This window comes from Enterococcus sp. AZ104 (assembly GCF_050546705.1).
GTDB lineage: Bacteria > Bacillota > Bacilli > Lactobacillales > Enterococcaceae > Enterococcus > Enterococcus faecalis.
This window is the reverse complement of record NZ_CP172952.1, coordinates 47,807-74,278: the sequence shown is the minus strand read 5'-3', so window position 1 is coordinate 74,278 and position 26,472 is coordinate 47,807. Positions and strand designations below refer to the sequence as shown.

The 26,472-nt window shown below is 39.8% G+C and carries 24 protein-coding genes and 1 other annotated feature; of the genes, 2 read left to right on the top strand and 22 right to left on the bottom strand.

Annotation, left to right across the window (positions count from 1 at the left end; genetic code table 11):
- Positions 1 to 43: 43 nt before the first annotated feature.
- Positions 44 to 1,060, bottom strand: coding sequence for a Holliday junction branch migration DNA helicase RuvB (gene ruvB, locus IGJ37_RS00305; protein ID WP_002381340.1), 1,017 nt, complete (start codon positions 1,058 to 1,060; stop codon positions 44 to 46).
- A gap of 12 nt (positions 1,061 to 1,072) precedes the next feature.
- On the bottom strand, positions 1,073 to 1,687 hold the full coding sequence (ruvA, locus tag IGJ37_RS00300; RefSeq protein WP_002361491.1) for a Holliday junction branch migration protein RuvA: 615 nt from the start codon (positions 1,685 to 1,687) through the stop codon (positions 1,073 to 1,075).
- 218 nt (positions 1,688 to 1,905) lie between these two features.
- Here ruvA and IGJ37_RS00295 point away from each other — a divergent pair, with 218 nt between their 5' ends.
- Together IGJ37_RS00295 and IGJ37_RS00290 are read left to right on the top strand one after the other, a co-directional pair.
- A complete protein-coding gene (locus IGJ37_RS00295; RefSeq protein WP_252671656.1) occupies positions 1,906 to 2,892 on the top strand; it encodes an LLM class flavin-dependent oxidoreductase in 987 nt (328 codons plus the stop codon).
- Between the two features lie 14 nt (positions 2,893 to 2,906).
- Positions 2,907 to 3,131, top strand: a complete 225-nt coding sequence (locus IGJ37_RS00290; protein ID WP_002356070.1) for a DUF896 domain-containing protein — start codon at positions 2,907 to 2,909, stop codon at positions 3,129 to 3,131.
- Positions 3,132 to 3,177: 46 nt separating this feature from the next.
- Here the strand turns inward: IGJ37_RS00290 and IGJ37_RS00285 are convergent, their stop codons facing one another.
- The 20 genes from IGJ37_RS00285 to IGJ37_RS00190 all read right to left on the bottom strand — a co-directional run bounded on the left by IGJ37_RS00285 (position 3,178) and on the right by IGJ37_RS00190 (position 26,170).
- Positions 3,178 to 4,857 (bottom strand): peptide ABC transporter substrate-binding protein, encoded by a 1,680-nt coding sequence (locus IGJ37_RS00285; RefSeq protein ID WP_002361487.1) that lies wholly within the window; start codon positions 4,855 to 4,857, stop codon positions 3,178 to 3,180.
- Positions 4,858 to 4,992: 135 nt separating this feature from the next.
- Positions 4,993 to 9,108, bottom strand: a complete 4,116-nt coding sequence (locus IGJ37_RS00280; RefSeq protein WP_430598942.1) for a 5'-nucleotidase C-terminal domain-containing protein — start codon at positions 9,106 to 9,108, stop codon at positions 4,993 to 4,995.
- Between the two features lie 440 nt (positions 9,109 to 9,548).
- Complete coding sequence (glmU, locus tag IGJ37_RS00275; protein ID WP_002356067.1) at positions 9,549 to 10,934, bottom strand: bifunctional UDP-N-acetylglucosamine diphosphorylase/glucosamine-1-phosphate N-acetyltransferase GlmU; 1,386 nt, start codon at positions 10,932 to 10,934, stop codon at positions 9,549 to 9,551.
- Between the two features lie 201 nt (positions 10,935 to 11,135).
- Complete coding sequence (gene purR / locus IGJ37_RS00270; protein ID WP_002381336.1) at positions 11,136 to 11,957, bottom strand: pur operon repressor; 822 nt, start codon at positions 11,955 to 11,957, stop codon at positions 11,136 to 11,138.
- Between the two features lie 143 nt (positions 11,958 to 12,100).
- Positions 12,101 to 12,940: a metal ABC transporter permease gene (locus IGJ37_RS00265; RefSeq protein WP_002383493.1), complete on the bottom strand. Its 840-nt coding sequence runs from the start codon at positions 12,938 to 12,940 to the stop codon at positions 12,101 to 12,103.
- 162 nt (positions 12,941 to 13,102) lie between these two features.
- Positions 13,103 to 13,795, bottom strand: a complete 693-nt coding sequence (locus tag IGJ37_RS00260; protein WP_002356064.1) for a metal ABC transporter ATP-binding protein — start codon at positions 13,793 to 13,795, stop codon at positions 13,103 to 13,105.
- A gap of 25 nt (positions 13,796 to 13,820) precedes the next feature.
- Positions 13,821 to 14,774 (bottom strand): metal ABC transporter substrate-binding protein, encoded by a 954-nt coding sequence (locus IGJ37_RS00255; protein WP_023895205.1) that lies wholly within the window; start codon positions 14,772 to 14,774, stop codon positions 13,821 to 13,823.
- A 165-nt stretch (positions 14,775 to 14,939) separates the two neighbouring features.
- The gene (ispE, locus tag IGJ37_RS00250; protein WP_002356061.1) at positions 14,940 to 15,791 is read right to left on the bottom strand and encodes a 4-(cytidine 5'-diphospho)-2-C-methyl-D-erythritol kinase; all 852 of its coding nucleotides are present in this window, start codon (positions 15,789 to 15,791) and stop codon (positions 14,940 to 14,942) included.
- Positions 15,792 to 15,971: 180 nt separating this feature from the next.
- Positions 15,972 to 16,274, bottom strand: a complete 303-nt coding sequence (locus tag IGJ37_RS00245; protein WP_002383497.1) for a Veg family protein — start codon at positions 16,272 to 16,274, stop codon at positions 15,972 to 15,974.
- A gap of 57 nt (positions 16,275 to 16,331) precedes the next feature.
- Complete coding sequence (locus tag IGJ37_RS00240; protein ID WP_325815133.1) at positions 16,332 to 16,898, bottom strand: sigma-70 family RNA polymerase sigma factor; 567 nt, start codon at positions 16,896 to 16,898, stop codon at positions 16,332 to 16,334.
- 85 nt (positions 16,899 to 16,983) lie between these two features.
- The gene (locus IGJ37_RS00235; RefSeq protein ID WP_002356058.1) at positions 16,984 to 17,514 is read right to left on the bottom strand and encodes an NYN domain-containing protein; all 531 of its coding nucleotides are present in this window, start codon (positions 17,512 to 17,514) and stop codon (positions 16,984 to 16,986) included.
- A gap of 14 nt (positions 17,515 to 17,528) precedes the next feature.
- On the bottom strand, positions 17,529 to 18,386 hold the full coding sequence (rlmB, locus tag IGJ37_RS00230) for a 23S rRNA (guanosine(2251)-2'-O)-methyltransferase RlmB (protein WP_002356057.1): 858 nt from the start codon (positions 18,384 to 18,386) through the stop codon (positions 17,529 to 17,531).
- Complete coding sequence (locus tag IGJ37_RS00225) at positions 18,376 to 18,774, bottom strand: Mini-ribonuclease 3 (RefSeq protein WP_002356056.1); 399 nt, start codon at positions 18,772 to 18,774, stop codon at positions 18,376 to 18,378. The genes rlmB and IGJ37_RS00225 overlap by 11 nt, the downstream gene beginning before the upstream one ends.
- A complete protein-coding gene (cysS, locus tag IGJ37_RS00220) occupies positions 18,771 to 20,183 on the bottom strand; it encodes a cysteine--tRNA ligase (protein ID WP_002364581.1) in 1,413 nt (470 codons plus the stop codon). Before cysS ends, IGJ37_RS00225 begins: the two co-directional genes overlap by 4 nt.
- Positions 20,176 to 20,715 carry a serine O-acetyltransferase EpsC gene (gene epsC / locus IGJ37_RS00215; protein WP_002356054.1) on the bottom strand — a complete coding sequence of 180 codons (540 nt, stop codon included), beginning with the start codon at positions 20,713 to 20,715 and terminating at the stop codon, positions 20,176 to 20,178. Before epsC ends, cysS begins: the two co-directional genes overlap by 8 nt.
- 64 nt (positions 20,716 to 20,779) lie before the next feature.
- Positions 20,780 to 20,986 (bottom strand) — a binding site (T-box leader).
- Positions 20,985 to 22,442, bottom strand: a complete 1,458-nt coding sequence (gene gltX / locus IGJ37_RS00210; protein ID WP_002381335.1) for a glutamate--tRNA ligase — start codon at positions 22,440 to 22,442, stop codon at positions 20,985 to 20,987. (Overlaps the previous feature by 2 nt.)
- A 52-nt stretch (positions 22,443 to 22,494) precedes the next feature.
- On the bottom strand, positions 22,495 to 22,968 hold the full coding sequence (gene ispF, locus IGJ37_RS00205; protein ID WP_002408156.1) for a 2-C-methyl-D-erythritol 2,4-cyclodiphosphate synthase: 474 nt from the start codon (positions 22,966 to 22,968) through the stop codon (positions 22,495 to 22,497).
- Between the two features lie 18 nt (positions 22,969 to 22,986).
- Positions 22,987 to 24,132 (bottom strand): PIN/TRAM domain-containing protein, encoded by a 1,146-nt coding sequence (locus tag IGJ37_RS00200; RefSeq protein ID WP_002368622.1) that lies wholly within the window; start codon positions 24,130 to 24,132, stop codon positions 22,987 to 22,989.
- A gap of 103 nt (positions 24,133 to 24,235) precedes the next feature.
- Positions 24,236 to 25,606 carry a DNA repair protein RadA gene (radA, locus tag IGJ37_RS00195; protein WP_002356050.1) on the bottom strand — a complete coding sequence of 457 codons (1,371 nt, stop codon included), beginning with the start codon at positions 25,604 to 25,606 and terminating at the stop codon, positions 24,236 to 24,238.
- Positions 25,607 to 25,684: 78 nt separating this feature from the next.
- A complete protein-coding gene (locus tag IGJ37_RS00190; RefSeq protein ID WP_252671659.1) occupies positions 25,685 to 26,170 on the bottom strand; it encodes a dUTP diphosphatase in 486 nt (161 codons plus the stop codon).
- Positions 26,171 to 26,472 lie beyond the last annotated feature (302 nt).

Sequence of the window (26,472 nt, the reverse complement as noted above, 5' to 3'; positions counted from 1 at the left end):
AAAGAAAGCAAGCGGTTAAGGCTTGCTTTCTTTTGACTTATTTTTAATTTTTACGACCCTCTAAATAATCATACCCAAAATGTGCATACGCAAATGGCGTTGCAATTCGTCCTCGCGGTGTTCGTTTAATGAAACCTTTTTGAATAAGATAGGGTTCATACATATCTTCCACCGTTTCGGTTTCTTCACCGATGTTTACAGACAAGGTACTTAAACCAACCGGACCGCCACCGTATAAATCAATCATTGTTTTCAACAATTTTTGATCGACATAATCCAAGCCTTGATGGTCCACTTGCAGTAAGGTTAACGCTTTGTCTGCAATCGCTCGGTCGATTTTGCCATCTGATTGGACTTGGGCAAAATCACGGACACGTTTTAACAAACGGTTAGCAATTCGGGGGGTTCCTCTTGAGCGGCGCGCAATTTCAAAGGCACCTTCCTCAAAAATCTCCGTTTGAAAAATATCCGCGGAACGAAGAACGATTTCTTTTAAATCCTGCTCTTGATAATACTCCATGTGAGAAATAATCCCAAAACGATCTCGTAATGGCGCTGAAAGCATCCCTGCCCGTGTGGTAGCGCCCACTAAAGTAAAAGGCGGTAATGGAAAATGAACGGGATGTGCCGTGGTTCCTTGACCGACCATGATATCAATGTAAAAATCTTCCATTGCGGAATACAGCATTTCTTCCACAACTCGCGGCAAACGATGAATTTCATCGATAAATAACACATCACCAGGCTCTAATTCGTTCAAAATAGCGACTAAATCTCCCGCCCGTTCGATGGCTGGTCCACTTGTGGTACGAATGTTCACATTCATTTCATTGGCGATGACCATCGCCATTGTCGTTTTCCCTAAACCTGGCGGACCATAAAGAAGGGTATGATCCAACGCTTCATTCCGATTTTTCGCCGCTTCAATATAAATCGTTAGTTCTTGTTTTACTTTGTCTTGACCAATATATTGTGCTAAAAATTGTGGACGTAACGATTTTTCAATTGAAGCTTCTGCTTCTTGACTTGCAGCTGAAAGCAACCGTTCTTCTTCTGTCATCGTTATTCCTCCTTAGCGTTTCATCATGAATTTTAACGCATTGCTCAAATAAACATCTGTCGTTGTCTCACCTAACGCTTCCAATTGCTTAGTGATACGCTTAATCTCTCGGTCACTGTAGCCTAGGGCACTTAATGCTTCTAACGCTTCTGCCAATGCTTGATTGCTTGTTGTCACTACTTCGGTTGCGGTCATGGCCGCCACCGCTGCTTCGGAAGACTCTAATTCGCCTAGTTTTCCTTTTAAATCTAAAATCATTTGTTGGGCTGTTTTCTTGCCAACACCTGGGAACTTCGTTAAATATGTAACATCTTCCCCTTCAATTGCATTGATTAAACCACCATGATCAGCCACAGAAGCCATGATAGCTAAGCCACTTTTAGGTCCAATTCCAGAGACACTGATTAATTTTAAGAACAATTGTTTTTCTTCTAAACTGCCAAAACCAAATAAAAGTTGTGCATCTTCCCGCACGACTTGGTGAAGATATAGTTTAATATCCGTATCCATTTTTCCTGAATAGCGATACGGGTTATCGACTGAAATCTGATAGCCAATGCCATTTGTTTCAACGACAATATAGTATGGGCTAACAAACGTTACTTTTCCAATAATATATTCGTACATGTTGTCACCTTTCCAATTGCTGATTGCGTACATATGTTCCATTTTAACACAAAGCATCAAAAAGCCATAGCGGAGAATTTTTTATCATCGATCTTGGCTACATCTATTTGTTACTTTTCGCTCACTAGGGAATTAAAAAGTGCGTACTGTTTTTTTTGACATGCTTGCGTGATAATAGCGGTAGCTTCAAAAAAATAACCAAAAAGGAGACTACATACATGAAATTAAGTATCTTAGATCAATTAACGGTTCCTAAAAATCAATCAGCAAGCGACACATTACAAGAAGCCAAAGAGCTCGCTCAATTAGCGGAAAAACTTGGCTACACAAGAATTTGGTATGCCGAACATCACGGTTCAGACGCCTTTGCCAGTGCAACGCCAGAAATTTTAGTTGCACATATTGCTAGCGCCACCGAAAAAATTCGTGTTGGCGCGGGTGGCATCATGACCATGCATTATGCGCCATTTAAAGTCGCAGAAACGTTTAAAACATTAGCAGCTTTATATCCTGATCGAATCGATTTAGGCATGGGCCGCTCGCCTGGCGGCAGACCTTTAACTACGTTGGCGTTAAATAATGGTCAGCCACCACAGCTAGACCAATTTGATAAATTACCTGAAATTTTACTCTTTTTAAGAGAGGAATTTCCTGAAGATCATTTATATTCTAAAATTTCAGCTGTTCCGCGGGAAGTTCTATTACCACAACCCTGGTTACTAGGTGCTAGTAAAGAAAGCGCACGTTCAGCTGGTGAATATGGCATTAATTTTTCCTTTGCGCAGTTTATTCATGGACATTTGCCCAAAGAAGTATTGTCAGCATATTACAAGCATTTCCGACCAGTAACTGAACAACAAGAGCCTCAAGTGAGCGCTGCGTATTTCACTTTCGCCGCCGACACGAAAGAAGAAGCAGAATACCATGCGGCTAGTTTCGAGCATTATATCTTTGCCACCGAACATGGGCTTCCAAATAAATTTTTATCGCCAGAAGAAGCCCTAGCTTTCCCTTACAGTGAAATGGACAAACTGGTTTTAGAACAAAATAAACAACGCTTTGTCATTGGCAGTAGCCAAGAAGTTGCGGAGTTTTTCCACCAACAAGAAGAACTAGGGTTGACAGAAGCGATGCTAATCACCCCAGGTTATGACAAACAAACGCGCTTTCAATCGTTTGAACGCCTAGCAAAAGAATTATTATAGAAAGGAAATGAGAAATGTTAGAGGTTTTAAAAAGAATTAATACGCTTGCACAAAAAGAGCGTGAACAAGGTTTAACATCTGAAGAACAAGCTCTTCGTGTCGATTTGCGACAAGAATATTTGCGGACCATTCGTGAACAATTCAATAAAACATTAATGGGCGTCACTATTTATGATCCTACTGGTGAAGATGTAACCCCAGAAAAATTAAAAGAAGAACAGCAGAAATATTTTGATTAAAAGAGACACAGAACAGTCGATTTGACTATTCTGTGTCTCTTTTTAACTACTCTTCTGTCACATATGTCCACTTATAATCATATTGTGCGCCAGCACCATGGGCAACGACGCCTTTCACTTCTTTACTGCGTAGATGGGCAGTCGCCTTTTGATAAAGTGGTGCTAAAGCGGTCTCTTCACCAATCAATAACTTCTCAGCCTTAACCATGTCTTCCCAACGTTTTTCAGGATCTGAAGCATCTCTTGTAGCTGAAGCCTCGATCAACTCATCGTAGGCTTTACTTGAAAAACGCCCGCGATTATAGTTATTACCAGTAACAAAAAGGTCTAAGAAACTACTTGGATCTGCGTAATCCGCAGCCCAACCACCTAAGATTGTCTCAAAATCGCCGCGACTACCTCGATCAATTCGAACTGAAAACGGCACTGGGCTCACTGTTACATCAATGCCCTCTAAAGTATCCTTTAACGTACCTTGAATATATTCCGCTAACTTTTTCGTAGAATCGACATCATCGGCAACAATATCCATTTTGAGTGTTGTTATGCCCAATTCTTTCTTCGCTTTTGCCCAATATTCTTTTGCTTTTTCTGGGCTATATTCAACAATTTTTTTATTTTCATCAGCAAAATCTTTGTCATCTGTCGGCGAATACGACATCCCTTCTGGAATTAAGCCTGTAGCGACTACTGAGCCGTCGCCTAAAATTTTATCTACTAATGCGTTGCGATCAATCGCTGCTGAAATTGCTTTGCGTAAATTCACATTATTATACGGTGAATTCTTATCTCGCTGATTAAATTCCAAATAGCTGGTTCGTGCTTCTTTTTCGATAACCAATTCTGGATCCTTCGCCATTTGCTGGGCCAATTCGCCACTTAAAATAACATCGTCTGCTTGACCATCTTGGAATAAGTTCAAGGCAGTTGGTGCCTCCTTGACGACATCAAAATTGATTTTATCTAATTTGACATTGTCTTTATCCCAATAGTTTTCATTTTTTTCCAAAGTCCAATTGGTATCTGAGCCAGCCCCTTCAAAGTTAGCTAAGACAAACGGACCATTATAGACTGCTTTTTCACTGGAAGCAGCGTAATCTTTGCCATATTTCTCTACGGTTGCTTGATGTTGCGGGAAAAATAGTGGAAAGGCCAGTAAATAATCAAAATATGGTGTTGGTTTTGCCAGTTTAATTTCTAGCTCATAATCCCCGTTTGCTTTAATGCCTAATTCAGAAACTGGTTTCTTACCAGCTACAATATCTGCGCCGTTTTCAATCATTTCTAGAAAATAAGCATACTCAGCGCCAGTCTGAGGATCTGCTGTACGTTGCCAACTAAAAACATAATCGGCAGCTGTGACAGGATCACCATTGGACCATTTTGCTTCTTCTCTTAGTTTCACTGTGTACGTCAGACCATCATCACTGACTTGCACTTTTTCTTTAGCCCCTGCTGGTTGCGGCTTGCTTTTATCATCTAAACGATAAATTCCTTCATACGCATTATTCAGTGCCGTAAAACTAATTGTATCTGTTCCTAAAGATAAATCTGCAGAAGGCATTTCTTGTTGAACTACTACTTTAAATTCTTGTTTAGCGGCAGTTTTCTCTGATCCGCCTTTTGCTTTTTCGGCGCCAGCTCCCCCATCACCACCACAAGCAGCTAAAACTAATAGCGTTGTTAAACTTAACCCGATAAGTCCTTTTATACGTTTACTTTTCATGCCTTTCTCCCTTCACAGAAAAAACTCTTCATTTTTTAATTTTTAGAATATTCTTATAATACTAAAATTAAAAACAAATGGCAAGCATTAAAATAAAAAAAGAACCAATCCCGAAGGACGGTTCTTAAAAAATGACTAACTAGCTTTGTTACGTCGTTTATAAATATACCAGCCAGAAGAAGAAAGTCCAACGAACAGTAAACCATATAATGCAAGCGTTTCTGTTTCTGTACCCGTTTTAGGTAAAAAGCCGCCATACTTTTTCTTCTCTGTTACGGATGGATTGCTCTGTCTTGCTCCCGCTTGGTTTTGTTTATTGGTTGCTACTGGTGTTTCTGGTGTTGGTTTCGGGTCTGATTTTGGATCTGATGTTGGGTCTGGTTTCGGGTCTGGATCTGGTTTTGGATCTGGTTTTGGATCTGGTTTTGGATCTGGTTTTGGATCTGGTTTTGGATCTGGTTTTGGATCTGGTTTTGGATCTGGTTTTGGATCTGGTTTTGGATCTGGTTTTGGATCTGGTTTTGGATCTGGTTTTGGATCTGGTTTTGGCGTCTCTCCTCCACCGATTAACTCTTTGTAAGCTTCTTCCGAAATAGAAACAATTCGTTCGCCTGGGAATGGTTCTTTATATTGTGCTAAATCAATCGTCGTTGCTGCACGATACAACCGCAAGCTGGTTGCACTTTTCAAGTATTCAATTAAGACAGCATCTAGTGAAATCCCTTCTTCTCGTTCACCACCTAGCATATCGTAACCATCACCACCAGCAGCTAAGAAATCATTGGTAGCCATCCGGTATTGTTTCTTCTCATCCAATGGTTCAAACTTTTGTGTTTGCCGATTTTTAATTTCTATTCCTAATACGCGACTACCGACAATCGTTTGTCCTGTTTCATTGCCTTCGTCACTAGCCAAGCGAGTACCTGGTTTTGTGGAATCATAGTGGATACGAATGGAGCTTGAAACATGTAGGAAACCACCATTTGCGCCAAGTTTTGGTTGGCCAGCATCATCTAGTAAAATTGTGCCATTCTCATCTTTTTGTGGAATCGAACGAACAGACATTTCAAACATTTCTTTAACTTGAGCGCCGGTTACTTGAATTTGCGCAATGCTATTGCCAAAAGGTAACACAGCAATGACATCACCAACTTTAATTGGCCCTTGTTTAATATCAGCGCGAATGCCGCCACCATTAGTTACTGCAAAATCAGCAGGTTGACTAAACGCGTCTTGGCCATATGACATAATCGCATCACCAATCAAATTCCCTAAGTTGGTCTCTCGTGTGCGCACATTTTCTCGTTGTCCATCCAATGTGAATGGAATATAATCGACAATTACTTTTTCATTTTCAGCGTTAAAATTCGTACGTGCTTCATCAACGATGACTTTAACTGCCGGGTTTTCTGGCAATTCTAGCAACTCTGCTGCTGAAATCAATTTTGCTGTTTTCTTAGTTGGTTCACTCTCTGGTGCTGTGACGATCCCAACATTATTTAAATAATTACCTGTTTGAGCATAGATCACTTTGCCATAACGTTTGCCGCTTTCGACGGCTGTATGCGAATGGCCATCAATCACAGTGATATCTAACTCAGGATATGTTTGACTAAGGGTTTCTGCTAGCGTATCACCACGCCAGATATGCGGCGTCGTTTCATCTACGCCTAAATGCCCAGTAACCACGAAAGCTTGAATATCCGCGTATTTCTCTTTAATTTCATTAATCGCTGCTTCTACTTCTGGAATCGGGTCTTTAAATGTCACCTTCTCCACGTTTTTCGGGTGTGTTTTCGTTGCTGTTTCTGGGGTCGTCACACCTACAATGGCAAACTTTTTCCCGGCTTTTTCTACGATAGTATACGGATCAAAAACCCGTCCACTGCCATCTTTGTAATACGTATTACTAGATAAAATCGGAAAATTCAGTTGATCTTTATAACCTAGTGCAATCTCTAAACCAAAATCAAACTCGTGATTTCCCACCGCCATGGCATCATAACCAACTTCATTCATTGCTTTGGCCATATCCGCGCCTTTGGAGAAATTGGAGATTGGTAATCCTTGGAAAACATCTCCTGCATCCACCATCAAGGTTGGGTTTTCTTGGTCTTTAAAGGTTTTTAGACGCGCCATACCTAATTCGCCTTTCCCTGCTTCTAGTCGGCCATGAACGTCATTTGTGTGCATAATGGTATATGCATTATCTAAATCAAAGCCCGCATTACGGACATCTTGTTTCGTAATAGCAGCGGCGTTTGGTGTACGTCCATCAGGAGAAGTCGGAATTTGAAGAGTGCCGTCATTCACTAATTCGATTGCTTTGGCTCGCCATTTTTCATCAAAATTTGTCCCAATAATTGACCAATTTCGTTCGATTTCTTGTTCTGGATCAAGAGTTCCTTTTTTCTTAATATAATCAACAATCATTCCTCGTAAGGTTTCTGGATCAGAATTTTTAATAGGTTCCCCTACTTGAATCCCTTGGCTAGCTAAACCGCCGTAACGATAATTATTCATAGCAATCGTATATTCTTTGGCAGGATCCAGCGGTTGGCCGTCAATTTTCGCATCTACAATTCGTTCACCCACTGGTTTTGAAATGTCAATCTTGTAGTCCACTCCAGAAATCATGTCATAGTTATATACACGAATGTTTGGATTAAAACTAATGGTCAAATCATCTGGCTGTGTTTGGTTATAGTACGCCCCTTGTTTTTCTAAATACTTCAGTAAGTTTTCACCGTTAATGGGAACACTCACTAAGGTATTCGGGTATTTGTAGATATCAAAAATCGTGGCATAGGAAATCTTCCCCGCAGGTAATTTACTGTCGTATTTAAACAACGCTGCCGCACTTAATTGTGCGCCTGTTACTTCTTTTTGAACATTATTAATTAAAGAAATCATCGCTGTTGGTTGTAATTGTGCTTCGGGAATTCCTTTAATTTCTTGTTTTGGTAAAAAATCAGCTGTTGCTGTGCCGATCTCCTTCTGAATAAACGCTCGCGTTTTTTCATGGTATTCTTTTGTCGCTGCCTTAACTGCTTCATCTGCTGGAACATTCGTTGTTGGTACAATCGTTGCTGTACCTTCTTGCACTTCCCACTTATCGGCATTTTTAGCAACTGAAAGATCAATCTTAACAACTTCTGTCCCCGTATCTTTCGGTCCCCCTACCGGTACAGTTTTTCCATTCGGCGCTGCTCCTTGCTTGGTAAAAGAAAGGTGGTCATGGCCTAGAATATACGCATCAATCCCCGCGACATTTTCAATTACTTGGTCGGCACTGGCAGCCGGATCACTATTTTGTTGTCCCGCATGAATCGAAGCAACAATAATGTCAGCCTGATCGTTAGTTTTCAACTCAGCAACTGCTTTTTCTGCTTCTTCTTTCAAAGGTAAAAAATTAAGCGAAGTAACACGAGGGCCATCCCACAAAGGAATGTGCGGAATTGTTAAGCCGATAATCCCAACTTTTAAATCTGGCTGCCCATCTTGATTAAAATCAAGTTCCTTCGTGGTAGTCCCTTCAACAAAACGAAGACCATCTTCCTTATTGTAGGTATTCGCAGACAAGATTGGAAAAGTGGCTTCTTGTTGAATTTTTTTGATTAACGGTAAACCAAAATTAAACTCATGATTTCCCAAAACCATTGCATCATACTTCATCACATTCATGGCGGTGATCATTGGATGGGTCTTTTCATTCACTAAAGGCGCTTTATTATACAAGTCATCTGTTAAAATAGTGCCTTGAATATTGTCGCCATTATCAATTAAAACGGTGCCTGCTGGGTTTTGTGCCCGGACTTGGTTGACGACTGTACTTACTTGGGACAAACCAACTGGTAGTTCTTTATCATCTTCATAAGACCAATTCCATAATTGACCATGAACATCTGACGTACCTAAAATTGTTATTTTTTGCGGCGTGCTCGTTTCTTCTTTTTCAGCGGTTGACGTTTCTAAATTCGTCGTCTCTGTTGGTGCTGTGGTTTCTTGTGACTGCTTGACACTGTCACTCGTAGCCTGATTTGGTGCTTCTTGTTTGATGTCTGTTGTTTCCTGTGTAATGATTGGTTCTTGTTTTCTACTTGAATCGGTGGTACTTGTTACTGCTTCTGAACTTTGTTGACTCGTTGTTTCTACTGCATATGCCGTACTAGTAACGCTTGGCGCTATCAACGCAACAGCCATTAAAAAATGCATGCCCCACTTCACTTTTTTAAAGCTCAACTTTTTCACAAATTTCCTCCTTGTGTTTCAACCCATTTGCAACAAACAATTGTCAAAGTAACAAACAACAAAAAGAGCCTTCCCCCATCACGCTGCTCTTCTTTTCCTATCATAATATATCCGTTAAATAAAAAACAGTAAATTCCGTTAAAATAAGATGTTTTTCCTGTAAATTGTTTTTATTTTTGGACAATACAGCGGATTTGTTTGTGAAAAAAATAGTAATTTTTACCAAAACACGAACTTTATAAAAAAGAAAGTCTTTTTATATTGGAAAAGCAGAACAAAAACTATTTTTTTGAAAAAAATAACTAAAAATACCGAATAAACAGCATTGGTCTAGTCCTTGAATGCCTCTAAACAAATATTAGCAGCAATTGGTCTAGTATTTAAGGAGGAAAAAGAACGCTCTTTTGCTTAAGCAAAAGAGCGTTCTTTTTTATTTGAGGTTAATCCTTCATGTAAGGTAACTTTTTAGCATAGCCTTCTTTATTCACTTGACGTGCCCGGGCAATCGCCAAATCTTCTGAAGGGACATCTTCTGTGATGGTTGAACCAGCAGCAGTCACCGCATGATCACCAATCGTGACTGGCGCAACAATGTTCGTTGCAGAGCCAATAAACGCGTGATCACCCACGACTGTTTGGTGTTTATTTTTGCCATCATAATTAACAAAAACAACGCCGCAACCGACATTAATATCTTTGCCTAATGTTGCATCACCAACGTATGTTAAATGGCCCACTTTTGTGCCTTCATCGATTGTTGCATTTTTTACTTCCACGAAGTTACCAATGTGTACGTTTGCCCCCACATCTGCTTTAGGACGTAAATGTGCATACGGACCCACATCGGCCCCCTCGCGAACCACACTTTCTTCAATCACAGACTGTTTAACAACCACTTGATTGCCGATATGACTATCAACGATTTCTGAATGTGCGCCAATCAAGCAATCTTCGCCAATCACTGTTTTTCCTTTGATAGTGACTCCCGCTTCAATGACTGTGTCTGAACCAATTACCACGCCTTCATCAATATATGTTGTATCTGGATCAATAAATGTAACACCATTTCGCATATGCATCTCATTTAAACGACGATGCATAATTTTATTAGCAGTGGATAAAGCAACACGATCATTTACACCCATTGCTTCGTCAAAGTCTGCCATTTGGTAAGCAGCGACAGCTTTGCCTTCTTTTTTCAAAATTTCAATGATATCTGTTAAATAGTATTCCCCTTGTGTGTTGTTTGTATCTGTTTTCGCTAACGCTTCAAACAATGATTCATTATCAAAACAGAAGGTTCCTGTATTAATTTCTTGAACACGTGCTTCTTCTTCACTGGCATCTTTTTGTTCCACGATTCGTTCAACAATGCCCACATGATCACGAATAATTCGACCATAGCCTGTTGGGTCTTCCGCATGCGCTGTTAAAATAGTCGCACTTGCATTCTTACCTTGATGGTAATCGAATAAATTTTTCAAGGTTTCCGCAGTTAATAACGGCGTATCCCCTGTAATAACTAATGTTGTTCCTTGTTTACCACCTAATAACTCTTGTGCTTGCATGACTGCATGCCCAGTTCCCAATTGTTCAGCTTGTAAGGCATATTGACTACGTTCGCCTAAATGGCTTTTAATCATTTCCGCCCCGTGTCCAACGATTGTCACGATTTCTGTTGGTTCTGTTTGTTCTACTTGATCTAAAATATGTTCGACCATTGGTTTACCAGCAACTGGATGCAATACTTTATAAAGTTTAGATTTCATGCGTGTTCCTTTACCAGCTGCTAAAATAATTGCGTATCTATTTTCCACGTTTGCCACCTCAAATTAACTAAATTGTTTGATTTTCTTCTAAATCGTCCTCATTATACCTTTTCTAGTTTATCTTACTCTTTTGTCTTTTTCAACAAAATAAGGCATTTAAAAGGTAGACCAATTTATTTTCTCATCTTTTTTTAAAGGAATAAAACAGAAAAAAAGAACCTGAAAATGGAATGGACCATTTCCACGCTCTTTTTCAAATTATTTCTCTGTGAAATAGTTTCCTGGGACTACGCTAATCGTTTTTGTTTGTGTATCCACATCTTCCACGTACAATAGCGAAGTATAGTCATCGATTGCACGACGGCCATTGAATTTTGACTCAGCAAAAACGGTAATGCCCACAAGTTCTGCTTCAAATTCTTCAATCATACTCTTCATACCATTGACGGTGCCGCCGCCTTTCATGAAGTCATCCACGACTAAAACTTTTGAGCCGCGTTTTAAGCTGCGTTTTGAAAGTTCCATTTTTTCGATACGTTCTGAAGACCCTGATACATAGTTCACGCTCACCGTTGAACCTTCAGTAATCTTAGAATCGCGACGAACAATCACAAACGGAACATTTAAGTAATAAGACACAGCTTGCGCAATTGGCACTCCTTTGGTCGCAACGGTCATTACCGCATCAATTTGTTTGCCTAAATATTTAGAAGCAATAATCCGGCCCACTTGTCTTAATAAATTCGGTTCCCCAAGTAAATCTGAAAGATAAACATAACCCCCAGGTAATAAGCGATCTTGTTCTGACAAACGATCACACAAATCCATAATCAACTGCTCCGCTTCCTCATAAGGAATTTCAGGGATAAAGCGGACACCGCCTGCAGCGCCTGGAATCGTTTCTAAAATACCTGTTCCACGTTCTTTAAATGTTTTTTTAACAATTGCTAAATCTTCACTAATGGAAGACTTGGCAGATTGGTATCGGTCAGCAAAATATGTCAAAGAAACCAATGTATGGGGATGATCTAAAAGATATTGGGTCATATCGATTAATCGTTCACTTCTCCGAATTTTCAAATTCGTCACTCCTTTTCATTCTATCGTTCCTTATTATAAGGGGTTTAACCGAAAAATTCGAGGATTTTTTTCAAATAACTGAAAATAGTTCGCCATTTCTTTTAAAAAAAAGAAATAAAGGAGAAAAACTTTCGTTTTTCTCCTTAGTTTCTTTGCATTTTTTGTTTTCGTTGGACCATAACAACCACTCGGCGATAAATATTGACTAATAAGAATAAACCAATAAAAATTAGGGTAATACTTGCACTCGGTGGTGTTTCCAAATAATACGAGCTAGTCAACCCTGTTAGCATGCCAATCAAGCCCATAAACACACTGATAATAATCACCGTGTTAAAGCCTTTACCAATTCGCATACCTATTGCAGCTGGTAAGACCATAATTGCTGAAATTAACAAGGCTCCCGCGATCGGAATCATCACAGCAATCGCCACACCAGTAATTACATTAAAAAGCATCGACATCCAATGAATAGGTAGCCCATCAACATGAGCAGTATCTTCATCAAATGTTAAAACATACATTGGACGTTTAAATAACATAAACAATAGAACTAAAACTACGAATAAAATTGCCAACATAACCACTTGATCCCACGTAATCGTGACGATGGAACCAAATAAATACGATTGAATACTAGCAGCTGAATTGCCTCCTGTTAAATTCATTAAAACTAACGCCAAAGCCAAACCGCCTGACATTAAAATAGCAATCGAAATTTCTGAATAGGTGCTATAAATCATTCGTAAATATTCTAGAATGATTGCAGCCACAATCACGACAATTAAGGTCATTAAATTAGGATTCCAATTAAAAAAGAAGCCTAGTGCCACACCGGCTAATGACACATGTGAAAGGGTATCTGCCATTAAAGATTGTCGGCGAATAACTAGAAAGACGCCGAGCATTGGGGCAATCACTGAGATAAACAGTGCTGCTAAAAAGGCCTTTTGCATAAATGCATAAGAAAGCATTTCTGCCATACGATTCACTCCTTACCGCTAAAATGAACACTACCATTGTAGCGACGTTTAAGCGAATTAAATTTTTTAATTCCTGCTTATTTTTTAAATTTTTCCAACATTTCTCTAAGCCGTTCCTTGGCTTTCGTTATTATCGAGCCAGATAACGTTTTATTGGAAAATTTACGTATACGATTCTTCACTCATATGGAAGCAACGCCATTTTGAATCTTCTTTGCGGACAAGACGAATTTGACGATCCACATAGGTTTTGATATCTTCATGATCATGCGTAATCATCAAAATAGCTTTTCCATGTTCATGCGCACTGTGTTGCAACAATTGATAAAATTCGTTTCGCGATTGTTCATCCATACCTGTTGTTGGCTCATCTAAAATAAACAAATCTGGATCTGTCGCAAACACTCGTGCTAAACTAATTCGTTGCTTTTGCCCTCCAGAAAGCTCGCCAATTCGTTTGTGGCGCATTTCCCACATGTCCACTGATTTCAAAGCTTTTTCCACATGAAGATGATCTTTTTTCGTCAACGGTTTGAACCAACGATTTCTGGGAAAGCGACCTGAACGTACTAATTCAATGACGGTGCTAGGAAAGCCCGCATTGAAAGAAGCGACTTGTTGTGGAATGTAGCCAATGCTGATTTTTTCACCAGCACTATTTTTTTTAGCGACCGTAATTTTGCCACTTGTTGGTTTTAATAACCCTAAGGTACTTTTGATCAGCGTTGACTTGGCAGCGCCATTTTCTCCTGTTAAAATAACGAATTCCCCTGGATCAACATAATAAGAAACATCTTCTAAAACAGGTTCATCATCATAATAGAAGGTTAAATTTTCGACTTCAATATAATGCATAAGTTGGCTCCTTTCTGTTGCCAGATTAATGAATGCTTTTTTGTAAAGCAGCGAGGTTTTCTTTCATGACAGACACGTAGTTCTCGCCTGCTTCTTGTTCTTTTTGAGTTAAACTCTCTAAAGGATTCAATACGGCTAATTCGACGCCTGTCTCATCTGCCAATGTTTTGGCTACTTTTGTAGAAGCCGATGCTTCAAAATAGATCACAGAAACATTGTTTGTTTTAATATATTTTTTTAATTCGGCTAAACGACTTGGCGAAGGTTCTTGGTCTGGAGAAATCCCAGCAATCGGTTCTTGGGTCAAGTCATATTGTTTTGCCAAATAGCCAAATGCAGCATGTTGCGTCACAAAGGTCCGATTTTTAGCGTCTGCAAATGCAGCTTGGTATTCCTTATCTAGCGCAGTCAATTTTTCCAAATAAGCAGCGGTATTTTTTTCAAATACGGCTTTTTTCTCAGGATATTTTTTGATAAGCGCATCCCGAATCGCTGTTACTTCTTTTTGCGCTAACACGGGATCTAACCAGACATGCGGATCCAGTTCGTGGGAATGGTTATGGCCTTCATGACCTTCTTCGCCAGATTCTTCCTCTTCTGTTCCTTGCATCAATTGAATGGATTGACTGGCTTCCACGATTGAAACTTTTTTCGTGTCCAAGTTTTCAATAACATTCGGAACCCAAGTTTCTAGCTCTTTACTATTATAAACAAAGACATCCGCATCAGTAATTTTCGCTAAGTCTTTTGCGCTTGGTTCATAATCGTGTGGTTCCGTTCCAGCTGGAATCAACAGCTCAACCTCTCCCTCATCACCAACGACTTGTTTTGCGAAGTCGTACATCGGATAAAAAGTAGTCATTACCGTGAGCTCTTTCTTCTCTTTTGGCGATTGTGTGGTTTGCCCACAGCTAGCTAAAAGAAAAGCACTGATTGCTAAAGTAACGCCGATTATCAAACGGCGGTAGATTTTCGTCATGTTCTGTCCTCTTTTCGATTTACCTATTATAAACCGTAATATTTACGATTTGCCAGGAATAATGTACCAAATGGATCACGGGACGTCAAGGAATAAATTTAAAAAACAACAGAGCATGGGACAAAAATCACTTTGGGTTTTTGCTCCACGCTCTGTTGTTTTTATTTATTTCAATGTCCGAACCAAATAAACTTCTTCACAAAAGCCTTTAAGTCCATTATAAATCCGTTGTGCTCGTGTTTTCTTTTCACATAAAGCAAAGACTGTCGGTCCACTGCCGCTCATCAACGCTGCATCAGCGCCGTACTTCAGCATGCGATCCTTGATTTGTTGCACGATTGGATGTCTGGCAATCGTGACACTTTCCAACGCATTGCCAACCGTTTGGGTCATCCCAGTATAATCACCATTTTCAATAGCTATTCTTAGTCCAGCAATATCTGGATGGTGCAATTCATCTACCGCTAAATCATTAAAAACGGTACTAGTAGATACACTAATTCTTGGTTTAACTAACACAATCCAACATTGAGGCATGGTCGGTAATGCTTCAATTTTCTCCCCACGTCCGTTTGCAAAGGCTGTTCCGCCCCTTAAACAATAAGGAACATCCATACCAATTTGGCTGCCAATTTCACAGAGTTCGTCCATCGTCAACCCCAGATTCCACAGCTTGTTCAAGCCTCGTAATGCTGCGGCACAGTCACTGCTACCCCCTGCTAAACCAGCTGCCACGGGGATACGTTTTTCAATATATATTTTAATTCCTTTATGAATATTATAGGTACGCTTTAATAAGTCAACTGCTTGATAGACATGATTCCGTCGATCCACGGGTAAAAAAGAGCTGTCCGTTTCAATACGAATGATGTCTTCTTCTAGATTTTCAAAAGTTAAATGATCGGCTAAATCTACACTTGCAAAAATAGATTCAACTTCATGATAGCCATCCACACGTTTATGCAGAACATCTAACCCAAGATTAATTTTCGCAGGAGCTCGTTCGATTATTTCCATCGGTTCCCTGATTCACCTTCCTTAATCTTTTGTCTACCAACATTTTAATCTTTTAGATTCTATCATATGTCCATGAAGAAGTACACCGAAGATTGCTCTTTCTCTGACGACAGATGGCTGAAATTAAAAAGAGCTTAGGAACGAAGGGCTCTTCCTTCACTCCTAAGCGGACTTTCTAAATTATACGGCTTGACCGATGAATTCGATTTCAACGGTGCGTGTTAAAACATCTGAATAGCTATAAGATACACGTTCAAATGAGTTCTCGTCTGGATCCAAGTCAACAACAAAAACAGATGGATAAGTCTCCGTTAAGATTCCTTTACGTTCTGTTTGGCGCTTTCTTCCAGTCTGAGCAACTAACATAATTTCACTGCCGATACGGCCTTCCAAATCTTTCTTAATTGACGATAACGTTGTTGGCATTGCATTCACCTCGAGAAACATTATATCACTTTTTTTAAAAAATTTCAAGTTTATCATACTAGAAGTCTGTTTGCAACTACTTTTGCTCGACAAACCGGCTGTTTTGTCGAATTTTTATTCATTTTCTAATGTATATTTCATTTTTTCTTTGGCACGATCATAGGCACTTCGGACAGCTGAAAAAGTTCCCCCACGCACTTTAGCGATTTCTTCTAACGTGTAGCCTTTTAAGTATGCGTTTAAAATTTGTTGTTCCAACGAGGAAAGACGTGTCGGAAAAGCTGCCAATTTTTCTTGAATCATTAATTGACCTAATGGGTCGGTAGCCGCTGTCCCTAAATAGTCCACTAACTCTTCACCAGCGCTTTCTAATCGTTGTTCCAGAGAAATAGACAAGGTATCTGTTCGCCGCTTATAGGCGCATTGATGGCGAATTAAGCTATGTACGTGATTTTCAAAATTTCGTTTAAAAAACTTTCCTAATGATGCTTGTTTTTCTGAATCAAATCGTTCTAACGTCCGAAAGAAGACAATTCGTCCTTCTTGAAGCCAGTCTTCAGTATCATAATCTTTTAAATAGTATTTTTTCATGCACTTATAAATCACTGGCTGATATTGCCCATATAAGGCTTGAAATTGTTCTTGGTCTCCTGCTAATGCTTGTTGAATCTGTTCTAACATAAAAAGCCCTCCTTTTCGATAAACGTATCGAATGATTTAGGAGAGCATAGCATGTTAGAAATTTATGACTTAAGCGAACATTTGTTTAATCTTTTTTTTGAGACAATTCTTCTAGCTTCTCAGAAAGTTTTGATAACTGCTCCACGTTCCATGGAGAATTTCGACGAAATTGCTGGAAATGGATATCTGTTGCATGAATGGCAATCGTCTTTTCTGTTTTCTGGACAGCTTTGTAAAGTTCATTGGCCGAAGTCCGCAATGCACCTTGTGAAAAGACCACCCATTGTTCAGCCAAATCACTCGTTGCGACTGTTACTTGCGTTAAACGATCATTTTTTTCACCAGCTAGACGTTCAATATAACTATCTGCTGTTTCATCTTCTTTGGTGAAAACCACGGTCAAAAGGTACTTTTTGTACGTTTGCTGAATACCTGGGACTAATTGGGCATCAAAGACCACAATGATTTCCAACCCTTCATATTTGGCATAATTGGACAGACGACTAAGAAGCAGTTCACGCGCATCCTCTAAACGCTCTTGCTTTTTCAACTGGACCAATTCTGGCCAAGCACCAATCATATTATAGCCATCAACGATTAACAATTGTTTTTTCATACAATCGCCTTCTTCTATAATGGGTTGCGGCCACGATAGACTTCATACATTAGCAAGCCTGCAGCCACACCAGCGTTTAAGCTTTGAACGTGTCCAGTCATTGGAATCGTTAATAATTCATCCACTTCTTTATGAAGACCTTGACTCATGCCACGACCTTCATTTCCGATGATTAAGGCAATTGCGCCTTGTGTATTCCAGCGACGATAATCCGTCCCAGACATATCTGTACCAAAAATCCAAAATTGATTCTCTTTTAGCGTTGCAATACTTTGCGCTAGATTCGTTACACGAGCCACTGGAATATGTTCCACGGCCCCTGTTGACGCTTTGGTTACGGTTGGTGTAATTCCCACTGCACGATGTTTCGGAATGATAATACCGTCCACGCCTGTCGCATCAGCTGTTCGCAAAATTGAGCCAAAGTTATGTGGGTCCTCTAGACTGTCTAAAATTAGGAAAAATGGTGTTTCTGTCTTTTCTTTTGTTTGTTCCAATAATTCTTCTAAAGTTAAATATTGATACGCTGTGATTGCTAAAACCATGCCTTGATGCACGCCGTGATCACTCATCGTATCTAATTTTGCTTTAGGCACCCATTTGACTGGAACAGCCTGTTCTTTCGCTGCTTGTTTTAATTGCTCAATTTTCTCGCCACGAGCATCTTCTTGTAAAAACAATTTATTCCCGCGTCCTTGCTGCAACGCCTCAACAGTGGCATGGAAACCAAAGACAAAGTTATCTGCTAGCTCTTCTGAGGTTCCATCAGCACCTGCTGTCGCTGGTCGTGGGTTCCGTTCTTTTGAACGCTTATCTGAACGTTCTGGACGTTTCTTACCTTTTTTAAAAGGACGAGATTTTTCATTTTTCATTGGTTTCACCTACTTTCTTGATACACCAGTTAATTAATTCTTCTAAACGTTCTTTTTGTTGTGTTAAATGTAAATAACCCATCAAGGATTCGAAACCGGTCGCTACCCGATAGGTCGTCACATCAGCATTTTTGGCAAAGGTGTGACTTTTAGCATTCCGACCGCGTTTGTACATCACTTCTTCTTCCTCCGTTAGCATTTCTCCCGCTAACATCGCTTGCATTAAGCTTGCTTGGGCTTTTGCTGACACGTAGTGTGTCGCCATGCGATGCAAAACATTCGGTTTCGTTTGTCCTAAGGAAACTAAATAATCACGAATGTAAATTTCATAAATCGCATCGCCAACATAGGCCAAAGCTAAACCGTTTAATTGTTTGTAATCTCTCATTCACTTCTTCTCCATCTCGTTCCTTGCGGAGTATCTTCTAAAACAATGCCTTGTTCTTTTAATAAATCGCGGATTTCATCACTTCGGGCAAAATCACGGTCTTTCCGTGCTTGGTTCCGTTCTTCAATTAACGCATCGACTTGTGCATCCACTAATTCTTCGTTTTTAAAGAATAAACCAAAAATAGCTAACCAGCCACTGAAAAGCTTATCCATCGCCACTAGAATTGGTTCCGAAACTGTCGCTTGTTCACTGTACTGATTCATCATCTTCGCTAATTCATAAACGACCGTAATCCCGTTAGCTGCATTGAAATCATCGTCCATTTCCGTAATAAAACGTTGTTCTAATTCGTTTAATTGAGCCAAATAGTGTTCATCCTCTGGCAAACTTGCGACCGCATCTGCTTGTCTAAAACGTAAATTTTCAAACGCATTTTTCAATTTTTGATAATTGGCTGCTGCCTCTTTTAGAGTGCTTTCGCTATAACGAATCGGGCGACGGTACTGGGTGGTGGACATAAAGAAACGTAAAATTTGCGGATCCACTTTTTGAATCATTTCATGAACAGTAATGAAGTTACCTAGGGATTTGCTCATTTTTTCATCGTCTTCACCAATTGTGACATAGCCGTTATGCATCCAGTAATTGGCAAAGGTATGACCTGTTTTGGCTTCGCTCTGTGCAATTTCATTCTCATGATGTGGAAATTCTAAATCTTGTCCACCGCCATGAATATCAATCGTCTCTCCCAAGTGTTTTGTCGCCATGACAGAGCATTCAATATGCCAGCCGGGACGTCCTTTACCCCAAGGAGAATCCCAAGAAATTTCATCTTCTTTGGCACTTTTCCAAAGAGCAAAATCCAATGGGTCTTCTTTTAATTGTTGTTCAACGCCAGTTCGTTGACTTGCCCCCACTTCTAATTCATCAATCGATTGATGGCTTAATTTACCATAATTAGGGAATTTACGGGTGCGATAATACACATCACCTGCGACCTCATAAGCAAAACCTTTTTCAATTAAAACTTCGATGAAAGCTAAGATATCAGGCATGTGGTCCATCACCCGAGGATGTAACGTTGCTGGTTGAACATTCAATGCTTGCGTGTCTTCTTCAAAGGCTTTGATAAAACGATCCGCCACTTCCGGCGCAGTAATTTTCAATTCTTTGGCTGCCTTGATAATTTTATCATCGACATCTGTAAAATTCGAGACATAATTCACTTCATACCCACGATATTCAAAATAACGACGAATTGTATCAAAGGCGATCGCACTGCGCGCATTACCGATATGGATATAGTTATACACGGTTGGTCCGCAGACATACATCCGAACTTTATGCGCCTCAATTGGCGTAAATACTTCTTTTTCTCTGGTCAATGTATTATAAATTTTAATCATGCCCTTTTTCCACCTTTCTTCCATTTAGACGAACGACTTTCGCAGGAACACCCACAGCTGTAGCATCTGCTGGGATGTCTGAAATAACAACAGCACCCGCCCCAATTTTTGAACGTTCACCAATCACAACTGGCCCTAAAATTTGAGCTCGTGCCGAAATCATCGCTCCTTTTTTCACTGTTGGATGGCGTTTACCCGTATCACGACCGGTCCCACCTAACGTCACTCCGTGAAACAAAACAACATCTTCTTCTATTTCCGCGGTTTCCCCAATCACAATGCCCATGCCGTGATCGATAAAAACCCCCGCACCAATTGTGGCCCCAGGATGAATTTCTACGCCCGTTATGAAACGCCAAAATTGTGCATGAATCTTCGCCAACAAAAACAACTGATGCCTATATAAGAAATGAGACAAGCGATGCCAAAACAGGGCGTGCAAGCCAGGATACGTTAAAAGAACTTCTAGTGTGGTCCGCGCTGCAGGATCGTTTCTTTTAACAGCTGCGACGCTACGTTTCAACCAACTCATATGGTGAACTCCTTTCTATTATACAAAAATAAAAAACGTCTTTTAAGCAACAAAAAAACGTTGCTTAAAAGACGCCCATGCGTGGTTCCACTTTTCTTCACAAGAACTAGCTCTTGCCTCGATACAGTTAACGCCTGCCGACGTCTTCGGTTACTTTTTTCACCAAAGCCACTCATAGATGCATTTCGACAAAAGATGCTCGCTGTTCTCACCACCCACAGCGTCTCTGAAATCCATCTGCTTGTCTACTTCTTCTATTCTTTGTGTTTTTATAACACTTTATTTAAATGATCTAATGCTTTTTCTTTGCCTAATAATTCGATGGTTTCGCCTAATTCAGGACCATGCATTTGTCCAGAAACAGCAATTCGAATTGGCATAAACAAGTTTTTGCCTTTAACGCCGGTTTCTTTTTGGACGGCTTTAATCGCTGCTTTAATACTTGGGACATCGAAAACGTCCAAGGCTTCTAATTGTTCTTTAAACGCATGTAACACAGTTGGCACTGTTTCTCCTTGCAAGAATTCTTTCGCAGCATCATCTAAAACTGGATGTTCATTAAAGAACAAGTTTGATAGTTCCACAATTTCAGCTGCATAACTCATTTGTGGTTGATACAAGCTAACTAATTGTTTTAACCATTCGATTTTTTCAGGAGATGGATTTTCTTCAACACGACCGTCAGCGACTAAATAAGGAATACACATATCTGTTAGTTCACCTAAGTCCATTTGTTTCATGTATTGATTGTTAATCCATTCTAATTTTTTCGCATCAAAGGCCGCTGGTGACTTGCTTAAGCGTTGTTCATCAAACAATTTAATCAAGTCTTCTTGTGAGAAGATTTCTTCTTCGCCAACAGGAGACCATCCTAGTAAAGCAATAAAGTTGAACATGGCTTCTGGTAAGTAACCTAATTCACGGTATTGTTCAATAAATTGTAAAATTGTTTCATCACGTTTGCTCAATTTTTTGCCAGTTTCTGAATTAATGATTAAGGTCATATGGCCAAAGACAGGTGGTGTCCATTCAAACGCTTCGTAAATCATTAATTGTTTTGGTGTGTTCGCAATGTGATCATCGCCACGTAAAACGTGAGAAATTTTCATTAAGTGATCATCTACTGCAACGGCAAAGTTATACGTTGGCATCCCATCGCGTTTTTGGATGACAAAATCGCCACCAATGTTATCTGACTCAAAAGTAATTTCACCTTTCACGATGTCATCAAATTTGTATTCTGTATTACGTGGCACACGGAAACGAATCACTGGTTCTAGACCAGCCGCTTCTTTGGCTGCTTGTTCAGAAGGTGTTAAATTCGCACAAGTGCCTGCGTAGTGAGGCATTTCCCCACGAGCTTGTTGTGCTTCACGTTCTGCTTCTAATTCTTCTGGCGTACAATAACACTTATACGCACGATTGCTACTTAATAATTGATCAATCAATGGTTGGTAAATTTCTTTACGTTCTGATTGACGATATGGACCATATTCTCCCGGATGAGCAGGTGATTCATCCCATTCCATCCCTAACCATGCTAAGTTTTCCAACTGACTTTTCTCGCCGTCTTCGATGTTCCGTTTTTGGTCGGTATCCTCGATACGAATGATAAATTCTCCGTCATTGTGGCGGGCAAATAAGTAGTTAAATAATGCTGTTCTTGCATTCCCAATGTGCAAGTGTCCAGTTGGACTTGGTGCGTAACGCACACGAACTTTCGTCATGTTCATTCCTCTTTCCATTTTTTAAAAACAGACGGTTTAACGTCGTTTTCAGTTATTTTTCCAATAAAGCAATGGCAATTGCGCCGATTCCTTCTTTTTTACCAACAAAGCCCATTGTTTCCATGGTCGTTGCCTTAATGTTCACTTGTGTGACCGCTAAGTGGCAACTCGCGGCTAGATTCTTTTTCATCTCTGCCAAGTATGGGCTCATCTTTGGCTCTTCCGCTAAAATTGTACAATCAATATTGCCAATAGTAAAGCCCGACCGCCCAACTTTTTCATTTACTTTTTTTAATAAGTTTACAGAATTCGCATTTTTGAACTGCGGATCGGTTTCGGGAAACAGTTGCCCAATATCACCCAGACCAGCGGCACCAAGGATTGCATCAATAATTGCATGTGTTAAAACATCAGCATCTGAGTGACCTAACAGACCTTTTTCATAAGGAAGAGTAACCCCACCAATAATTAAAGGTCGTTGCGGAACTAATTGATGAACATCAAAACCTTGACCGATTCGAATCATACTAAGTCCTCACTTTGCTTAATTTTTATCGTTTTTAGGATGGTTATCCTTGCGATCATTAATCCCGCGACCCGCGTGCGCCGGTTTGGCAAAAATCATACGCCCAGCTGCGGTTTGTAAAGCACTTGTGACGACCACTTCGATTTGCTCATTCATGTAATGCTGGCCATCTTCTACCACAACCATTGTGCCATCATCTAAGTAAGCGACCCCTTGTTGACGCTCTGTTCCGGCTTTTACAACCATCACATTCATCGTTTCACCTGGAATCACCACTGGTTTCACAGCATTAGCTAAAGCATTAATGTTTAAAACAGGCACATTTTGAAATTCAGAGACTTTATTTAAGTTGTAGTCATTGGTCACAACCACGCCATCTAATAATTTTGCTAATTTGATTAATTTACTGTCTACTTCAGAGATATCCTCGAAATCTCCGTCATACATCTCAACGGAGATACCTTCTTCTTTTTGTAAAGCATTTAAAATATCTAAGCCACGACGACCTCTCACCCGTTTTAAACTGTCTCCAGAATCAGCAATGTATTGTAATTCATATAAAACAAAGTTAGGGATGAGCAAAACACCTTCTAAAAAGCCCGTTTTCGCGATATCGTAGATTCTGCCATCAATGATGACACTGGTGTCTAAAATTTTGTATTTATGGAAGTTGTCTTCCACTTTACGTTCCAACATTTGTCCTTCGGTGTCTTCCGTATTTGCTTTCTTTTGGCGAGGTGTAAAAACTTTTTTCCACTCCTCAATCCGTGTTGTTCCCATTCGGAAACCTAAGTAACCCAGAATAATCATAACTAGAATTGGCAGTAAACTATTCACGACAGGAATTTGTAAGTTGTACATTGGAATGGAAATAATGACACCAATTGTTAAACCAATGATGGCACCAATACTTCCAAATAATAAATAGGTTAAACTCATTTCATTTAAAGCTGCTTCGATTTTTTTGACAGCGGAAACAATATACTTTGCTAACCCTAAAGATAAAATAAAGAAAATAATTGCACCGATTAATCCGTTCGTAAAGTTATTGTTTAACCAACTGTTATTGCCTTGCTTAGCCATTTCCCAAGCCATTGGGAAAAGAGAAATTCCTAAACTTGCACCAGCAATGATCATCAGCAACGTGATGATTCGTTTTTGCATATAGCCATCCTCCTCGTTTATTTAATAAAGACGTCTAGTGTTGTGGGGCGTACAAAAATCATACGCCACTAACAACCTAAACGGATTATTTCTACTTTTTTCATTATTTAAAAACTTTTCTTAACGTTTCACCAATTGTTGAAACGCCAATAATTTCAATCCCTTCAGGCGCTTCCCAGCCACCAAGGTTATTTTTAGGGACATAGACTTTTGTAAAGCCTAGTTTTTGCGCTTCACGCACTCGTTGTTCAATACTATTCACGCGGCGGATTTCACCAGTTAAACCAATCTCACCAATGAAACATTCTGAAGATGAGGTTCCTTTTTCTTTATAGCTAGAAGCAATACTGATTGCTAACGCTAAATCAATAGCTGGTTCATTAATTTTGACTCCACCAGCCGCTTTTAGATACGCATCCTGGTTTTGTAATAAAAGGCCTGCCCGTTTTTCTAAAACCGCCATGATTAAAGAAACGCGATTAAAGTCCAACCCGGTGGTCGTTCGCTTGGCATTGCCAAACATCGTTGGGGTAACTAACGCTTGGATTTCCACCAAAATGGGGCGTGAACCTTCCATTGCTACCACAATCGAAGATCCGGTGGCTCCTTCTAAACGTTCTTCTAAAAAGACCTGAGAAGGATTCATAACTTCAACCAATCCATGTGTCTGCATTTCAAAAATACCAATCTCATTCGTTGAGCCAAACCGATTTTTGACAGCCCGTAAGATTCTAAAGGTGTGATGCTTATCTCCTTCAAAATAAAGAACCGTGTCTACCATATGTTCCAACATCCGTGGCCCTGCGATAGACCCTTCCTTCGTTACGTGTCCGACAATAAAAATGGCAATCCCATTCGTTTTTGCCAGTTTCAATAATTCGGCAGTTGTTTCTCGGACTTGACTGACACTACCAGCAACGCTGGTAACATCTGGCTGCGTCATTGTTTGAATCGAGTCAATAATGACATAGTCTGGTTCTAATTTTTCAATGGCTCGTGATATTTCGTGCATATCTGTTTCTGCGTATAAGTAAAATGTCTCGTTGACGGTGCCTAAACGCTCCGCTCGCAATTTAATTTGCTCAGCACTTTCTTCACCAGAAACATATAAAACCGTGCCACCTGTGGCTGCTAATTGTTGCGATACTTGTAAGAGCAATGTTGACTTACCTATTCCGGGATCGCCACCGATTAAAACTAACGAACCTGGAACAACGCCACCACCTAAAACCCGATTCAGCTCCACTAATTCAGTTTTTACACGAGGCTCTTTTTTAGGTACGACTTCAGATAGCCGTTGTGGTTGTGTCTTTTTACCAGTCAAACTTACTCTAGCACGACGATCAGAAGTATCTTGAATAACCTCTTCCACCATCGAATTCCATTGTCCACAATTAGGACAGCGGCCGAGATATTTTGGAGACACATACCCACAGCTTTGACATTCAAATTGAACTTTTGCTTTTTTTGCCATGTAGAATCTCCTTATCTGTTGTTTATTTTAACATTTATTAAATGGTTTGAATAACGTTGCCTACTGAAAAAATGGGCTTTATTTTTGTCCAGACGAACCAAAACCGCCCGTTCTTTCTGCATCGACTTGGTCATCATCCGCTAATAAAAACGGTTTAAAAATCCCTTGGCCAATTCGTTCACCTTTTTCAATGACAACATCTTCATATCCAAAGTTTAAAAATTGGAACATGATATGTCCTTCGTTATTCTCGTTATTATAATAATCACTGTCAATGACTCCGACACCATTCGCTAAAAGTAGGAATCGTTTTAGCGGGTTCGAAGAACGACTTACCAATTCTAAATATTCAGAATCAGGCATATACGCCTTAATTCCTGTTTTAACTAAAATTGGTTTGGGATTTTCTTCAGCTTGTTGTAACTTCCAAAGACTTGGTACAACGACCGTTTCGGCTGCTTGAAAATCATACCCCGCGGCACCTTTTGTTGCTCGTTGTGGGACACTCAAGCCCTCTTCTTGATACTTAGAAATAATCTCAAAACCACGTTGTTTCATATTCATTCTCCCCTACTGTCTAAACTACTCCTATTTTACCATAATCTCTGATACTCTGGTTGTTTTTAGTAAGTTTCTCATTTCTAAAAGCCCAGTTAATCTAGACTACGCAAAAAAGAGGAGAATTTTTGTTTATTTTCCTTCTTTTAGTCTATCATCTTCTCTTAAAATAAACAGACCAAATCCCAAAAAGTCCCAAGATTCCCTCAAAAAGTTCACACTTTCATTAAACTTTCTTTACTATTCATTATTTAGCACTTTCTAGTAGCCGCTGATTTTGTTATAATGAGTGTCAAATTTTACTGTAA

Excerpts from the sequence above, each read along its gene's own strand:
- ruvB (WP_002381340.1), bottom strand. The coding sequence starts at position 1,060 with ATGACAGAAGAAGAACGGTTGCTTTCAGCTGCAAGTCAAGAAGCAGAA.
- IGJ37_RS00255 (WP_023895205.1), bottom strand. The coding sequence starts at position 14,774 with ATGACGAAAATCTACCGCCGTTTGATAATCGGCGTTACTTTAGCAATC.
- IGJ37_RS00245 (WP_002383497.1), bottom strand. The coding sequence starts at position 16,274 with ATGATAAACTTGAAATTTTTTAAAAAAAGTGATATAATGTTTCTCGAG.
- rlmB (WP_002356057.1), bottom strand. The coding sequence starts at position 18,386 with ATGAAAAATGAAAAATCTCGTCCTTTTAAAAAAGGTAAGAAACGTCCA.
- ispE (WP_002356061.1), bottom strand. The coding sequence starts at position 15,791 with ATGGAAATAATCGAACGAGCTCCTGCGAAAATTAATCTTGGGTTAGAT.
- IGJ37_RS00295 (WP_252671656.1), top strand. The coding sequence starts at position 1,906 with ATGAAATTAAGTATCTTAGATCAATTAACGGTTCCTAAAAATCAATCA.
- IGJ37_RS00290 (WP_002356070.1), top strand. The coding sequence starts at position 2,907 with ATGTTAGAGGTTTTAAAAAGAATTAATACGCTTGCACAAAAAGAGCGT.
- ruvA (WP_002361491.1), bottom strand. The coding sequence starts at position 1,687 with ATGTACGAATATATTATTGGAAAAGTAACGTTTGTTAGCCCATACTAT.
- cysS (WP_002364581.1), bottom strand. The coding sequence starts at position 20,183 with ATGATTAAAATTTATAATACATTGACCAGAGAAAAAGAAGTATTTACG.
- IGJ37_RS00285 (WP_002361487.1), bottom strand. The coding sequence starts at position 4,857 with ATGAAAAGTAAACGTATAAAAGGACTTATCGGGTTAAGTTTAACAACG.
- radA (WP_002356050.1), bottom strand. The coding sequence starts at position 25,606 with ATGGCAAAAAAAGCAAAAGTTCAATTTGAATGTCAAAGCTGTGGGTAT.
- IGJ37_RS00225 (WP_002356056.1), bottom strand. The coding sequence starts at position 18,774 with ATGAGAGATTACAAACAATTAAACGGTTTAGCTTTGGCCTATGTTGGC.
- IGJ37_RS00190 (WP_252671659.1), bottom strand. The coding sequence starts at position 26,170 with ATGAATATGAAACAACGTGGTTTTGAGATTATTTCTAAGTATCAAGAA.
- IGJ37_RS00235 (WP_002356058.1), bottom strand. The coding sequence starts at position 17,514 with ATGAAAAAACAATTGTTAATCGTTGATGGCTATAATATGATTGGTGCT.
- IGJ37_RS00200 (WP_002368622.1), bottom strand. The coding sequence starts at position 24,132 with ATGCAAAAACGAATCATCACGTTGCTGATGATCATTGCTGGTGCAAGT.
- gltX (WP_002381335.1), bottom strand. The coding sequence starts at position 22,442 with ATGACGAAAGTTCGTGTGCGTTACGCACCAAGTCCAACTGGACACTTG.
- IGJ37_RS00260 (WP_002356064.1), bottom strand. The coding sequence starts at position 13,795 with ATGCATTATATTGAAGTCGAAAATTTAACCTTCTATTATGATGATGAA.
- IGJ37_RS00265 (WP_002383493.1), bottom strand. The coding sequence starts at position 12,940 with ATGGCAGAAATGCTTTCTTATGCATTTATGCAAAAGGCCTTTTTAGCA.
- ispF (WP_002408156.1), bottom strand. The coding sequence starts at position 22,968 with ATGATTCGAATCGGTCAAGGTTTTGATGTTCATCAATTAGTTCCGCAA.
- epsC (WP_002356054.1), bottom strand. The coding sequence starts at position 20,715 with ATGAGTTGGTTGAAACGTAGCGTCGCAGCTGTTAAAAGAAACGATCCT.
- IGJ37_RS00240 (WP_325815133.1), bottom strand. The coding sequence starts at position 16,898 with ATGTTAGAACAGATTCAACAAGCATTAGCAGGAGACCAAGAACAATTT.